This is a genomic window from Paenibacillus sp. MMO-177 (assembly GCF_037147795.1).
Taxonomy (GTDB): Bacteria; Bacillota; Bacilli; order Paenibacillales; family Paenibacillaceae; genus Pristimantibacillus.
Map to the genome: position 1 here is coordinate 25,661 of NZ_JBBCUR010000014.1, position 14,937 is coordinate 40,597.

The following is a 14,937-nucleotide window of genomic DNA, read 5'->3' on the forward strand; positions in this document are numbered from 1 at the left end:
AGAATACAATGCGTACATTAAACGTAGGGATGATTGGCGGAGGTTTCATGGGGAAGGCGCATTCGCTGGCTTATGCGGGAATGCCAATGTTTTTCTGGCCCGCGCCTGCCATTCCGTACCGCAAAACGGTAGTCGATATCAATGAGGAGCTGGCAAAAGAGGCTGCTGCCCGCTACGGCTTCGATTCGTACTCTTCTGATTGGAGAAGAGTGATCGAAGATCCGAGCATCGATATTATCGATATCGTCACGCCGAATAATACGCATGCCGAAATCGCCATCGCCGCGGCCAAAGCAGGGAAGCATATTATCTCCGAGAAGCCGCTTGCCCGGACGACAGAAGAAGCAAAGCAGATGCTGGATGCCGTGAACGAAGCCGGCGTGAAGCATATGGTGGCGTTTAACTATCGCCGGACGCCTGCCGTCACGCTTGCGAAGAAATATATTGAGGAAGGTGCGATCGGCAACATTTTGAACTTCCGGGGCACCTATTTGCAGGATTGGTCAGCCGATCCGAATTCGCCGCTGTCCTGGCGTTTCCGCAAGGATGTGGCCGGTTCGGGTACGCTTGGGGACATCGGCACGCATGTAATTGATTTCGCCCGTTATTTGGTAGGAGAAATTACAGAAGTGATGGGTACGGCCAATACGTGGATCAAAGAGCGTCCGGTATCCGCCGGCATCGTGGATAAGCTGGGTACGGTAAAATCAACTGGCGCCTTGGAGAAAGCAGTAGTTGACGTGGATGATGAGATCAGTACGCTGCTTCGATTCGAGAACGGCGCTGTTGGGAGCATCGAAGCGACCCGTAATGCTTGGGGAAGAAATAACTTCCTGACCTTTGAAATTCATGGAGACAAAGGATCCATTGCTTTTAATTACGAACGACGAGACGAGCTGCAGGTTTGCTTCTCGGATGACCCGGACGACAGACGCGGATTCCGTACGATTTATACCGGTCCTGCCCATCCGAACGGTGCAGCGTTGTGGCCTATTCCAGCTCTCGGAATCGGCTACGGCGAGACAAAAATCATCGAAACGCATGATTTCATATCTGCTATCGTTAACGATGCGGCCGTCTCTCCGAACTTCCATGACGGGTATCGTATCCATGTAATTTCTGATGCGATTCTGGAATCCGCAAGCAGTGGCAGATGGGTAAGTACCTCACCGCAGCCGGCAACGGCATCAGTGGGAACAGTTCAAGAAGCATAACAAACAAGAGGTAGCCATAATGGTTACCTCTTGTTTGCTCCCGGGATCTTCAAATCATGATCGGCGAATTCAAGCGATTAAGCGGGGCCTCGATTTTGGTGTCCGTAAGGGACTTTGAATTCAAACCGGGTGCCGTGCTCCGGCGTGCTTTCGACAGAAAGTTGAACCTGATCGCCATAGACCAGCATTAATCTGCGGTACGTGTTGAAAATGCCGGTATGCTTACGGAAATATGGATCCTTGGTCGTTCCCTTACCTTGAATCAACTGCCTAAGCTTGTCCAGCACATCCTTGGATATCCCGGTTCCCGTATCGCATATGACAATCATTAAGGCATCCGCGAGGGCCTGAACCTTGACGGTGAGCTGAAACTCGTCGGTGCTCATATTCGGACTCCAACCGTATTTGATTGCATTCTCGATGTAAGGCTGAATGCTGAGCTTCATGATCGGAAAATCGAGCAGCTCGGGATCGATCTCGAAATGGGCGTCGACATCTTTACCGTTACGATAGTAATGGATCGTCAGGAAATTGTGAATGTACGCCATCTCCTCTTTTAGCGTGGTCCATCCGTCGTCACTTCTAATCGTGTATCGCATCATGCGGGAGACAGACTGTACCATATCGCCGACAGCCTCGCCATTGTTTCTGACCGCGTAGGATTCGATCGTCTCCAGCGTATTGAACAGAAAGTGTGGATTGATCTGAGCTTGCAGCTGAAGCAGCTCGCGTTCCTTCTCTCTCATGTTGGCTTGATATACTTCCCGTTCCATGAGCTGAAGCTTGTCGAGCGTTTGATTATAGCTGTTGATTAAAAATCCGATCTCATCATAGTTGTGCTTCATCGGCACAGGGACATAGACGCCGCGCCCTAAGCTCTGCATCCCTTTCTTCAACCTGAACAAGGGCTGAAGAATGTTGCTCATGACAGGGAAGGCGATAATCAAGGCGGTCACCAGGCTGAAGGCAGCAATCAGAAGCGTAAGCAGATACGTTTGCCGAACCCCGTTATTAATGCTGCTAAGGGGAGCCGTCCATACGATCTTCCAATCGCTGCCTGGAAGATCGGCGTAGATGGCCTGATATTCTCGCGCGCCGGATGTGAACAGCAACTGCCTGCTTGTCTTATGAGTTTGCAGTCTGGCTTGTTGGAAATCTTGCATCAGAGCGGCGGCATCGGGCGATTCGGACACGGTCGTATCATTCTTCTCATGATACATAATAACTTGCCCTTCCTCGCCCTGCCGATTGCTGCTAAGCATGCTCATGATTTTCTCTTCCTTGATTTCTATGATGAACAAGGCCTCTGTTTGGCCCGTGTCTGTATCCAATATTGGTCTGATATAAGAGAATACATTTGCTTTGCTATACAGAATATAAGGCAATCGATGCGGCGCAGTGAGCTCCGGCTTGCTGTTTGCAAATGCAGCCTTATAGGGGTGGTCCGCTCCGAACGAATACAAGGGGTTCAATTGATTCTGGTACGAATCGAAATATATTTTTCCCAAGCGGTCGACATACAGTACACCGAGTACCTCGGGGTGAAATTGCAGCGAGTTCCGGACTATTGGCCGAAATCGCATCATAGCATTGGCCTGCTCGGTTAATTGGTCGGCAGGTGTTCCAAGATAGTTAAGGAAGCTTGCGTTAATAAAGAGACTGTCGAACGACTCATTCATGGCTTGCAAATAATCGGAGAGCTCCTTGGAGACAAATTCCACATACTGTGAAGAAATGGATGCCGAATACTCCGTGCTGGAGCGAAACATAAAGTACTCGGAGCTATAGCTAACCAACGATATGGGAATGATCGAAATCAGAATCAACAGCACGAACAACTTGTACTTCAGCGACATGCGTTGTATGATACGCTTCAAATAAATGAATAAGAACAAAAACGGGTTCCCCCTCGTTCGCGTCATTTTCTATATGCTTCGCTTTAGGTTTGCATAAAGGAGTTGGATTTATTGTGAAAATCTGTGTCGTTGACGATGAAAGTGAAGTGCGGGTCAGCATTATTCAAAAGCTGACGGCGCTTTTTCCGCATGAGCAAGTGTTTAATGCGGAATTTGGATATGAAGCCCTGAAGCGAATCGAGCTTATTCAACCCGATCTTGTTTTTCTGGACATCCGCATGCCGGAGTTTGACGGACTGAATATTCTTCAGCGCATACATGAGAAGTATCCTGCTATTCATGTGGTCATTATATCAGGGTATGATGATTTTGAATATGCGAGGAGAGCGCTCACACTCGGCGCCACCGGCTTTCTGCTCAAGCCGGCAGATCGTGGAGAACTGTCGGATATTGTCCTTAAGGTGAAAGGAATGCTGGTGCAGACTTTTATTAAGGAGCTGGATCAGCTTATGAGCGTCACCCCGATTCCGCATGTTTCCATTGAGCAGGTACAGCCTTTTAATGTCAGCCTGTGGTTTGATGAACGCGAATGGAAGCAAATCGAGCTAGGCAATCGCGCAGCACTATTGGATCAATACAACAATTCCCACGATATACTGCTCACATTGACGCTGGATTCCGACCTGGAAGCCATCGTATTAAGAGCGCCATTGGAAGAATCAGCTAGCGGCTTCAGAGAGAGAAAAGCTTTTTTACCCGCATTGCAGTCGCAAATGCGCATGAAGAGGGAGCTCCGATTTTTTCAGATAAACGATGCTCCTCCTTCCGGCAAACGTGCCGGACAGAAAGAGTGGGCGAATCAAGCCGCGAAGCACAGGCAGATCATTATACAACATGCGCGGACCGGTGAGATCTCAGAGCTGGAAATGGGATTGAATGCATGGTTCGAATGCTTGACGAATGTGACTTACGATGAGCTTCGGAAGGAATGCGCATACCTTATGGCTGTACTGGATGAAGGTCTGAGCAGGAACAATATGATTATGGTGGATGAAGAAACGCTTTATTATTGGCATGAATGGATAGGACGGCATTATACATGGGAAGTTTTGAAGGACCGGATTCGCCATATGGTGATAAACGGGGTCAGGGCACTTAAGAACCTTGATCAGCAAGATCGCGAGATTCCGCAAGCGGTTAACTGGTTTAAGCAGGCTCTGCAAGTAATCGAGAATTCAAATGAGAAAAACTTGAGTCTGGAGGTTGTCTCGGAAGCCGTAAATGTCCACCCCGTTACATTAAGCCGCATGTTCAAACAGCAAATGGGCATCACCTTCGTCAGGTATCTTACTCGCAGAAGAATGAAGCATGCAAGCGCACTCCTGCTGAACACGAGAAAGAAGGTGAACGAAATTTCGGAGGATATCGGGTATGCCGATTATGCCTACTTCAGAAGCTTGTTCAAGAAGGAGTTCGGTTATTCGCCTTCGGAGTTTAGGAAGAATAATGGTATCCTGACCGAACCGGATGAAAGTGAGTAAGAAGACAGAAAAGAAGGGCGTGGCGCAGAGGTGTTCAGACTAAGGATACATATGCTTATGCTATGCATGATCGCGATAAGCTGCTCCGGATGTACGGATGGCAGCATATATCGTTCCGGTTCGCCGGACGAATTGGATTCCCTTTCTTCAAGCACTAAGCTGAAGGTATTATATGCAACGGTAGAAGCTGGGTCTGAGGCGGTCGTTAATGCGGCCGAAAACTACGAGAAGCAGACAGGGATTAGCGTTGAAGTAAACACGTTTCCGTATAACAGTCTGCAGGAAAAGGTGTTTACGGAGTTGTCCCGAATGAGCAGTGAATATGATCTCATTGCTGTCGATACCCCATGGATACCGAAAATTATTCAACATCTGGAACCGATGACGCCTTTTATCCGTCAAGCGGAATCGACTGCGGATATAAACGATTTCATCGCGAAATTGTTTTTGGATAGTTCTGTCTTTGACAAGGACATGCCGCAAAGGGTGCCGCCTGGGATGGATACGATCAATCTGGATCGTATAACAGCAGCGGGCTTCGATATTTGGAGCTTGCCGATTCAGTCGAACGTGCTTACCGTCAGCTACCGGAAAGATTTATTCCAAGATGAGGCTAATCGGGCCGCCTTTAAAAAAAGGTTTAAACGCGAACTCAGCATCCCGACTACGCTGGACGAATATATGGACATTGCCAAGTTCTTTACCCGCGATATCAATCACGACGGGACGATCGATATGTACGGCACAACATTGATGGCGGGTAAGCATGAAGCCGGCTTCGTCGATTACAAATCATTTCTGAGCGTTTTCGGTGGAAAGCTGTTCGATGAGAAGCTTAATCCCGTATTTAATTCCGAGAGCGGAGTAAAGGCCCTGGAGACTTATGGAAGCTGGATACTTAAGGACAAAGTGACCCCGCCAGACGTTCTTTCCTACACGTGGGATGAGGTCGAGATCGCTTTTGGCTTCGGGCAAGTGGCCATGGGGATGAATTTCCACGATATGAAGCTACAACCGAACCTGCAAGGCGGCCAGGTCGGCTATTTCATGCTTCCCGGCGTGAAAAATGGGGATATATTGGTACGGGGGCCCCATTTCGGCTCGTGGGGGCTAGCAATAAACAAGTATTCGGAGCATAAGAAAGAAGCTTATGAATTGGCTGACTACTTGACCAGCGCTGATGTACAGCGCGATTACTTGCGGTTTCGGCAGCACGTGACCCGGAAGTCAGCTTATGCGACAGCCAAGACTGTGCCCGACGAGTCGCTTCGTGAGTATTACGAGGTGCTCGGCCAATCCTTGAGCGTGGGTATGGGAAGGCCGCGAATCAAAAATTACGACCAAGTGTCGGAGACCGTCCAAACGGCGGTGCAGCAGTATTTGACCGGGAAGAAGGATGCGAGGACCGCACTGGATGAAGCGGCTGTTAAGGTTGAGCATTTGATGAGAGAGAGCGGCTATTAACGAATGAAAATTAGTTTACTAGGTAAAAAAGAAGGACTGTGTGATTTCAAAACATCGCACGGTCCTTCTTTACGTTCGCGTGAATTCTCCACTAAAAAGTTCCCCCTTCAGGTTAAATTCATCGTCTATTTTGGTAACCACGTTCGCCCTATACTCAAGTTAATCGATTGTTCAGCTGATGCGAAGGAATCGAGCTACAACTTATATAAAGTGAGGGGTAACAGAATATGAAGAGAAGATTTATATCATCACTTGCTTTGCTGCTTGTATGCGGTTTGACGATAGCAGGCTGCGGAAACGCCGGGCAAAACAAGACGGAGGCACCGAAAGAACATGAGGGCTATACGGCTTCCGGGCCACTGACGATTAATCCGAATATTCCTGATCTGCCGGTTCAGGACATTGGCCCAAATGGAGAGAAGGCGGTATCGGCTAAGAGCCTGCAGCTCTCTGAAGACGAGTTGAAGAAGATTAAGGATGGGAAGTTCAAGGCTGCGATCGTCATGCATTATTCCGGTACCGACTATATGACAGCTGCTGTAAGCGCAATGGAAAATACGTTCAAGAAAATGGGTATTGAAGTTGTTGCGGTAACAGATGCCCAGTTTAAAGCCGAAAAGCAGGTCAACGACATTGAAACGGTTTTGGCGAAAAAACCAGATATTATGATCTCTGTTCCAGTCGATGCTGTATCCACTGCAAGCGCATACAAGAAAGCCGTCGATCAAGGCGTGAAGCTGGTATTCATGGATGGTGCGGCGAAAGGGCTTGTCCCTGGCAAGGATTATATCAGTATCGTATCCGGCGACAACTATGGTAACGGTGCGTTAGCTGCAGATATTATGGCGGAGAAGCTAGGCGGGAAAGGGAAGGTCGGCATTGTGTTTCATGATGTGAACTTTTTCGTGACAAAGAACCGTTCCGATGCGTTCGAAGCCCGCATTAAAGAGAAGTATCCGGATATCGAAATTGTCGCTAAAGGCGGAATTACCGATCCGAACAAGGGTGAGGAAGTTGCATCGGCGATGCTGACGAGAAACCCGGATATTAACGGGATATTCGCACCGTGGGACGTTCCGGCAGAGGGCGTTATGGCTGCTGCAAGAACGGCGGGGCGGAACGATCTGATTGTCACTACAGTCGACCTTGGTACTAACGTAGCCTTATCGATCGCTTCCGACGGTATCGTTCGTGGTCTTGGCGCACAGCTTCCGTATGACCAAGGCGTAGCGCAAGCCATTCTGTCCGGTTATGCTCTGCTTGGCAAGGAAGCCCCTGCCTATGTTGCATCGCCAGCTATCAAAGTAACCAAAGAAAATGTGCTGGAAAACTGGAAGCTGATTTATGGCACAGACGCACCGGCAAGTATACAGGATGCAATGAAGAAGTAAACATCCAATTTACGGAGGCTGCTCATTGGCGGCCTCCAAATAAAGAAGGTGAGTGCAGTGGAACAACCCATTCTCGAAATGAAAAATATCTCTAAAGCATTTAATGGCATTAGTGTTCTGAATGATGTTAGCTTTTCGGTGCAGCAAGGCGAGGTTCATGCGCTAATGGGCGGGAACGGAGCCGGCAAGTCGACGCTTATGAAGATTCTTACCGGCGTCTACACGGCCGACAAAGGAGACATCGTGATCGAAGGAAAGCCGGTTAGCATTAAAAGCTATGAAGATGCAAGGGCGAATAAAATATCGATGATTTTTCAGGAGTTCAGTTTAATTCCGACATTAACCGTCTCTCAGAATATTTATCTAACTCGTGAAGCCAAAACCTCTTTGGGGCTGCTCGATGACAAAGACAATGCGCGCAAGACTGAAAAGCTGCTCAAAGAACTAGGTGTTGATATAAAACCGTCAGATGTTGTACAGGAGCTCGGAGTTGGCTATTGGCAGATGACCGAAATCGCAAAGGCCTTGTCGCAGGAAGCCAAGGTTCTCATCATGGACGAACCAACCTCGTCACTGACGAAGACGGAGACGGAAGTACTGTTTAAATTCATTAATCAGCTTAAGGCAAAGGGTTATGCGATCATTTATATTTCCCACCGCATGGATGAAATTTTTCAGATCTGTGACCGCATTACTATTTTGCGGGATGGCCGTAAAATCACGACGGAAATTATCAAGGAAACAACGCTTGACTCGGTCATTCAGCATATCGTTGGCGCGGAGTTCGACAAAGCGTTTGAGTGGGTGGAACGCGACTATGCTACCGATGTACCGCCCGTATTCGAGATTCGGAACGTCACAGCGGGAACGAAGGTGGACAATGTCAGCCTGAAAATCCAGCCCGGTGAAATCATCGGCGTGGCCGGTCTCATGGGGAGCGGGCGAACAGAGTTGCTGCGTACGATCTTTGGCATTGATCCGATGGACAACGGCGAGGTTTATGTAAACGGGAAGAAGCGGAAAATTCAAAGCGCACGGCACGCAATTGATGCGGGGATTGCCTTAATTCCGGAAGACCGCCGGATGCAGGGACTGGTTTTACAGCACAGTATCCGTGATAACATGATCCTCCCGATTCTCTCAAAGGTGAAAAAAGGGATGCTGATCGACAACAAGAAATCCAATGAGATCAGCAAGCGTCTCGTTGAAAGGCTAAATATCAAGACCGACAACATTTATAAGCAAAGCGGCCTGTTATCCGGCGGTAACCAGCAAAAGATTGTTCTGGCCAAGTGGCTTGCCACTGAACCGGATGTTCTGCTGCTGGACGAACCGACGATCGGCGTCGATATCGGCGCCAAAACCGAAATTATCGATATCATCCGCGAAATGGCCGCAAACGGCAAGGCAATACTCGTTGTTTCTTCAGAACTCCCGGAGCTTCTTGCACTAAGTGATCGCGTGCTTGTCATGCACGAAGGCAAGATCAATCGGGAGATGAAGCGCAAGGAGATTCAATCTGAGGAGGAGCTGCAATATGCAATCCAGGGATATTAGTATAACCAAATCTGACAACAAACCGGGCGTGCTCGGATCCATAAAAAGTTTTCAATGGAGGAACTACATCGTTTATCTGGCCTTTATCGGCGTATTTATTTATTTCTCGGCTACTTTGTTCGAAGATGGTTTTCTGACATCGGGCAATCTGCTCAACATCGTGCGACAGACGGCCACTATTTCGTTGATGGGCCTTGCGATGACATTTGTTATCAGCACGGGCGAAATCGATCTGTCCGTAGGCTCCATCGCCGCCTTATCCTCGCTGACGGGCGCGCTGGCTCTTCAATCCGGCTTCGGATTGATCGGCGGACTCATCGCCGGTGTCGGCACGGGGCTTGCGATCGGTCTTATAAATGGCTTGCTTGTAACGAAGGCGGCTATTCCTTCCTTCCTCGTAACGCTTGGTTCAATGGGAGCTGTTAAAGGGATGGCAATGTGGATCACCGATACGGCGCCGATTCCGATCATCAATAACCATTTTAATTTCATCTTCGGCTCGGGCGATATCGGTCCGGTTCCTGTTCTATTGCTGTGGGTTGTAGTGTTTACGATCATCGCGCATGTGCTCCTGCGCAAAACCTCGTTCGGCAGACAGACGCTTGCTACAGGCGGCAATGAGAATGCAGCTAAATTCTCCGGTGTGAAGACCGCGCGCATCAAGCTTATGGTTTTCCTCGGTACGGGTGTAATGGCTGGCCTGGCTGGTCTGCTCTATGCCGGACGGATGAATGCGGGACGCTTCTCCTTCGGAGAAGGCGATGAGCTGTCCGTCATTGCGGCCGTCATTCTCGGCGGAACGAGCTTGTTCGGAGGCGTCGGCACGATCATCGGTACCTTAGTGGGCGCACTTATGATCGGCACGATTAATAACGGACTCATTATTATGGGCCTCGATGTCAGTCAACAAATGATGATTAAAGGTCTCATTATTATATTGGCTGTCTTGTTCGGCAAGAAGGCTGTAAAAAAATGAATAAAAAAATTAAAGCGGGTATTATCGGAACCGGTTTTATTGGACCTGCCCATATTGAGGCCGTACGCAGACTGGAATTTGTAGAAGTAATAGCCTTGGCCCAGAACGGTGAGGAAAGCGCGAGGAATAAAGCCGATCAGCTCGGCGTGCCGCTTGCCTATGGAGATTATAAGGATTTGCTCCGCAATCCTGACATTGAGGTCGTTCACAATTGCACGCCGAATCATCTGCATTATCAGATCAACCGCGAAATCATCGAGGCCGGCAAGCATGTACTGTCCGAGAAGCCTCTGGCCATGTCGAGTGCCGAATCTGCGGAGCTGGTGGCACTAGCTCGCAAGCACGGCGTCGTGCACGGCGTTAATTTTAACTACCGGCAATATCCGATGATGAAGCAGCTGTCGGAAATGGTGAAGCAGGATGAATTCGGCAGGATCAATGCCGTACACGGCAGCTATCTGCAGGACTGGCTGCTGTACGAAACGGATTACAATTGGCGATTGGATGAAAAAAGTGGCGGCAGGTCGCGAGCTATTGCGGATATCGGCTCCCATTGGTGCGATACTGTTCAATATGTAACAGGGAAGAAAATTAAGCAAGTATTCGCTGATCTATGGACCGTGCATCCAATCCGAAAGAAGCCAGTATCCCATGCAATTACATTCGGCGCAAGCAAAGGGGAGCAGGTTTTAGAATATGAAGATATACCTGTCAATACGGAGGATTATGCATCGGTGCTTATCCGCTTCGACGATGGCAGTAAGGGAGCCTTTACGGTATCACAGGTTAGCGCCGGCAGGAAGAATGCGCTTAGCTTTGAATTGAACGGCAGCCGTAAATCCGCCTATTGGAAGCAGGAGGAGCCGGCTAGTTTATGGATTGGCCATCGCGATCGTTTCAATGAGGTGCTGATGGCAGATCCGGCATTGTTCCTCGAAGAAGCGAGACCTTCCATTCATCATCCTGGCGGGCATACGGAAGGTTGGCCTGATTCGGTGAAGAACATGATGCTGCAGTATTACAAGTATATACGGGAAGGCAAGAACCCGCTGAAGGATAAGGCGAATTTCGCAACCTTCGAAGACGGGCATCTATCGATGTGTATTATGGAAGCGATTCTTATAAGCGATAAAGAAGAGCGCTGGGTTCAAGTTCAACACTAATGGAGGGAATAGGGATGAAGATGAAGGCTGTTGTTTTTCCAGGCGATAAACAAGTGGAAGTGAAAGAAGTACCCATTCCTGTTCCAGGCAGCGGCGAGGTACTGATTAAGATGAAGGCATCGGCCATTTGCCGCAGCGACATGAGCCTCTACTACGGCAGCAATCCGGTCGTAGGCGGAGGGACGACGAAATCCGGCTGCATCCATCCCGGACATGAGCCAGCCGGTGAAATTACACAGGTAGGAAACGGGGTTGCGCGCTTCAAGATCGGTGATCGCGTTGCCGTCTACTTGGCGATCGGCTGCGGTGAGTGCGAATATTGCAAGAGCGGCTACAAGATGTTCTGTCCGGAATGGAAATGCATCGGCTTCGATACGCACGGCGGCGATGCCGATTATGTCGTAGTTCCGGAAGAGAACTGCATGCGTATTCCGGATGAGATGAGCTACCTCGTCGCGGCGGTTTCCACCGATGCGGTTGGTACGCTGTACCATGCCCAGAAGCGCCTGAGCATTAACGGCAGAGACACACTCGTTATTTTTGGTTTAGGGCCCATGGGCGGAGCGGGCGTCATGGTTGCTAAAGGCTTAGGAGCGACCGTCATAGCGGTTGACATGCTGGATGAACGTCTTGAAGTGGCCAAAGAGCTGGGCGCGGACCATGTTATTAACGCAAAAGAAAAAGTGCTGGAACGTATCATGGAAATTACGAACGGCCGCGGCGCGGATGCGGCGATCGATTGCTCCGGCAGTCCGCATGCGCAGAACACGGCGTTGAACTGCCTGCGGGCACATGGCCGTGCAGCCTTTATCGGCGAAGGCCGGGAGCTGACGATCGATCCGAGCAATCAGCTGATCCGTAAGCAAATCACGGTTATAGGCTCCTGGTACTTCCCCATCTTCGAATACGATGAAATTACACGCTTCATTATCGAGCGCAAGCTGCCTGTCGAGAAGCTAGTTTCTCATACGTTTAAGCTGGATGAAGCTGCGACCGCATTCCGGATGTTTGATGAGCGATTAACGGAAAAGGCAGTGTTTATCTGGGATTGATCCGTTCAAGATTGAAATAAATACGAGAGGTTGTGTTTAGTGTGAAAGGAATTTCGTTTAATACATGGGTGTACAGCAGCTTTCCGGTGTGGGTGCCTTCATATCCGTTAGAAGAAGTCATTCATCGTCTTGCCTCCTTTGGCTACGATGGCATTGAAATCGGCTGCGCCAGCCCGCACGCATGGCCTGATCATGTGTCCGCGCAGCGTCGCAAAGATATTCTCCAGCTGCTGAAGAAAGAGAATTTGAGCGTATCCTCTTTGCTGCCGGCTCCTGGAGGCGGTCCGGGCCACAATCCAAGTTCGCCGGTTGCAGAGGAAAGAGCATATACGATCAATCACTATAAAGAAGTACTTCGCTTAGCGCATGATTGGGAGTGTCCAACCGTCATTTACCTGGCTGGTTGGGCTGTATTCGGAACCTCGAAGAAGCAAGCATGGGATTACAGTCTTGAGGCACTCGTCGAAGTTGCGAAATATGCGAAGGAGCTTGGCATTACCATGGTCGTCGAACCGACGCCGACTGACAGCAATCTCGTTGAATCCGCGGATGATGCGCTACTTCTGAGCGAGCAATCCGGTCAGGATAACGTCAAGCTCATGTTCGATACGTTCCACTCATTGTACCGAAATGAAGTCGCAAGTGATTATGTGTACCGCATGGCCGATAAGCTTCATCATATTCATCTCTCCGATAGCGACCGGCTTCCGCCAGGTCATGGACGCTGCGACTTCGATGGCGTACTCCGCGCATTGAAGGATGTCGGCTACAAAGGCTATCTGACGTCGGAAATCGGGTTCCACTCGCGTCAATCCGATCCAGACTGGTACGCGAAGCAGAACATTGCCTTCTTGCAGTCCAAACTGGTCGAACTGGATTGGAAGAAAGAGCAATAATCATATCCCAAAATGAGCCTGCCATGTGCAGGCTCATTTCGTTATAATCGTTGATCAGGATGGTCCGCATTAGCCGAAACTATGTATCGCGGATTGAGAAGAGGGCGCTGATGAAGCTGAATTATGAGTTTTATAAGGCAAAGAAGTAAAAGGGTACACTTAATATTAAGTGGTACTATGCCAAGTAGCTGATAAAAAAGAGCATCGCGTTTATGCAGTGCTCTTTTTTTATTGTTTCCGATTTTGCGCACCTACTTTTTGACTTTTTGGAATAATTGTTTTAAAAATGTATGTCTGAATGATCTCTTTATAGAATTAATGTTTTAAACTTACAAATCAAGTTTAGATTATCCATGGTTTGTTTGCCGGAAAGCAGATAACATTTCTTATTGTAAGCGCTGTACTTCAGAAGAGACAGCCAAATCATAGGGGGGATATAAGATGTGGAAAAGGAATTCGCTGCTTATGTCGTTGATTCTGATTCTGTTATTGGCCGCTGGATGCAGCAGCAACGGCGGCAATAACAAGAACAACAATGTAGGAGTCGACAGTACGCCTACTTCTTCGGAATCGGAAGCCAATGATGCAACTCCTGCTGCAATTCAGGATGATACCGGAACACCTGAAATGGATTTCGACATGGGCGATCGAACGATTAAATGGGTTTCCTGGTATGACGAATCCATCAAGGAAGATAATCCGGATAATATCAAGCGAAAGCAGAATCTGGATGAACTAATGAAAAAGCATAATTTTAAGATTGAATATGTCATAGTTGACTATGCAGAATATTCAAGCAAGGTTACAGCATCGCTGCTTGCCGGAGAACCGATCGGCGACATTATCCGGATGGCGAGACCGTGGATGATTCCATCACTTGTTAAGCAGGAGCTGTTCTCTCCTGTAGACGAATATACGAAGAATGACAAAGTATTTATTCAGCAATATACAAACGATTATTCGCAGTATGAGGGCAGAGGCTATGGATTCCGCTCCGGAATTAACGGCGCATCGTCAGGTATTTTCTATAACCGTACTCTGATGAATAAATTAGGCATGAAGCCACTGCAGGATTATGTGAATGATGATAACTGGAATTGGGATACTTTCATACAAGTTGCCAAAGAAGCTAACAAAGATACGGACAATAACGGTAAGCTGGATACATGGGGGGTTGCTACAGCCAATATTCTGGTGCAGGCGCTGGCTTCCAATGACGCCAATCTGGTCGCAGGTGATAAACAGAATTTGGAGGATCCGAAAACAAAGGAAACCCTGGAGTTCATCTCCAAGCTTGCTACGGAAAACATCTCTAGACCTACAGAAGGCGGAGACTGGACGGAACCTGGGCAGTTCTTTCGTCAAGGCAACACATTGATGTACGCGGGAAGCGATTATGAGATGGATGGCTTCAAAAAGGATATGCCGGATATGGATATCGGATTCCTGCCATTTCCTAAAGGACCTAGCGCGGCGGCATATCACTCGCATTTGACGATTCCGAACTACATGACCATTCCGAGTGTAATAGAGCATCCTGAGCAGTTGGTCTATATCTATGAGAAAATCAATGATATCGATTCAATTTATGATTATCCGAAGCAGGCCACGCTGGAAACGTTATTTAGCAATGAGGATGATATCCATAACGCCAAGACAGCAGGAGAAACTATTAATAGAGTTGACGGAAAGGATGGTTATCCGAATATGCCTTACTATGAAATGGTCGGCGATATTCTGGAGGGTGTATCGGTATCCACAGTAATTGACAAATACAAAGAGCAATTCCAGTCGTCTATTGATGAAGTCTGGAAGAAGTAACAGCAC

Annotated in this window: 11 protein-coding genes; 10 read left to right on the forward strand and 1 reads right to left on the reverse strand. The window is 48.5% G+C overall.

Annotated elements, in window-relative coordinates:
* Positions 1-8: 8 nt before the first annotated feature.
* Complete coding sequence (locus WFK81_RS27705; RefSeq protein ID WP_336790311.1) at positions 9-1,214, forward strand: Gfo/Idh/MocA family protein; 1,206 nt, start codon at positions 9-11, stop codon at positions 1,212-1,214.
* 77 nt (positions 1,215-1,291) lie between these two features.
* Here the strand turns inward: WFK81_RS27705 and WFK81_RS27710 are convergent, their stop codons facing one another.
* Positions 1,292-3,109 (reverse strand): cache domain-containing sensor histidine kinase, encoded by a 1,818-nt coding sequence (locus WFK81_RS27710; RefSeq protein ID WP_336790313.1) that lies wholly within the window; start codon positions 3,107-3,109, stop codon positions 1,292-1,294.
* A gap of 74 nt (positions 3,110-3,183) precedes the next feature.
* Here WFK81_RS27710 and WFK81_RS27715 point away from each other — a divergent pair, with 74 nt between their 5' ends.
* From WFK81_RS27715 to WFK81_RS27760, 9 genes are all read left to right on the forward strand, one after another.
* On the forward strand, positions 3,184-4,611 hold the full coding sequence (locus WFK81_RS27715; RefSeq protein WP_336790315.1) for a response regulator transcription factor: 1,428 nt from the start codon (positions 3,184-3,186) through the stop codon (positions 4,609-4,611).
* Positions 4,612-4,668: 57 nt separating this feature from the next.
* Entirely contained in the window at positions 4,669-6,075 is a 1,407-nt protein-coding gene (locus tag WFK81_RS27720; RefSeq protein WP_336790317.1) for an ABC transporter substrate-binding protein, read from the forward strand.
* Between the two features lie 227 nt (positions 6,076-6,302).
* Positions 6,303-7,466: a substrate-binding domain-containing protein gene (locus tag WFK81_RS27725; RefSeq protein ID WP_336790319.1), complete on the forward strand. Its 1,164-nt coding sequence runs from the start codon at positions 6,303-6,305 to the stop codon at positions 7,464-7,466.
* A gap of 48 nt (positions 7,467-7,514) precedes the next feature.
* The gene (locus WFK81_RS27730) at positions 7,515-9,023 is read left to right on the forward strand and encodes a sugar ABC transporter ATP-binding protein (protein WP_336790321.1); all 1,509 of its coding nucleotides are present in this window, start codon (positions 7,515-7,517) and stop codon (positions 9,021-9,023) included.
* Complete coding sequence (locus tag WFK81_RS27735) at positions 9,004-9,999, forward strand: ABC transporter permease (protein WP_336790323.1); 996 nt, start codon at positions 9,004-9,006, stop codon at positions 9,997-9,999. The genes WFK81_RS27730 and WFK81_RS27735 overlap by 20 nt, the downstream gene beginning before the upstream one ends.
* Positions 9,996-11,162 carry a Gfo/Idh/MocA family protein gene (locus tag WFK81_RS27740; RefSeq protein ID WP_336790324.1) on the forward strand — a complete coding sequence of 389 codons (1,167 nt, stop codon included), beginning with the start codon at positions 9,996-9,998 and terminating at the stop codon, positions 11,160-11,162. Before WFK81_RS27735 ends, WFK81_RS27740 begins: the two co-directional genes overlap by 4 nt.
* A 14-nt stretch (positions 11,163-11,176) precedes the next feature.
* Positions 11,177-12,214: a zinc-dependent alcohol dehydrogenase family protein gene (locus tag WFK81_RS27745; RefSeq protein WP_336790325.1), complete on the forward strand. Its 1,038-nt coding sequence runs from the start codon at positions 11,177-11,179 to the stop codon at positions 12,212-12,214.
* A 41-nt stretch (positions 12,215-12,255) separates the two neighbouring features.
* Positions 12,256-13,110, forward strand: coding sequence for a sugar phosphate isomerase/epimerase family protein (locus tag WFK81_RS27750; RefSeq protein WP_336790327.1), 855 nt, complete (start codon positions 12,256-12,258; stop codon positions 13,108-13,110).
* A gap of 441 nt (positions 13,111-13,551) precedes the next feature.
* The gene (locus WFK81_RS27760; RefSeq protein ID WP_336790329.1) at positions 13,552-14,931 is read left to right on the forward strand and encodes an ABC transporter substrate-binding protein; all 1,380 of its coding nucleotides are present in this window, start codon (positions 13,552-13,554) and stop codon (positions 14,929-14,931) included.
* Positions 14,932-14,937 lie beyond the last annotated feature (6 nt).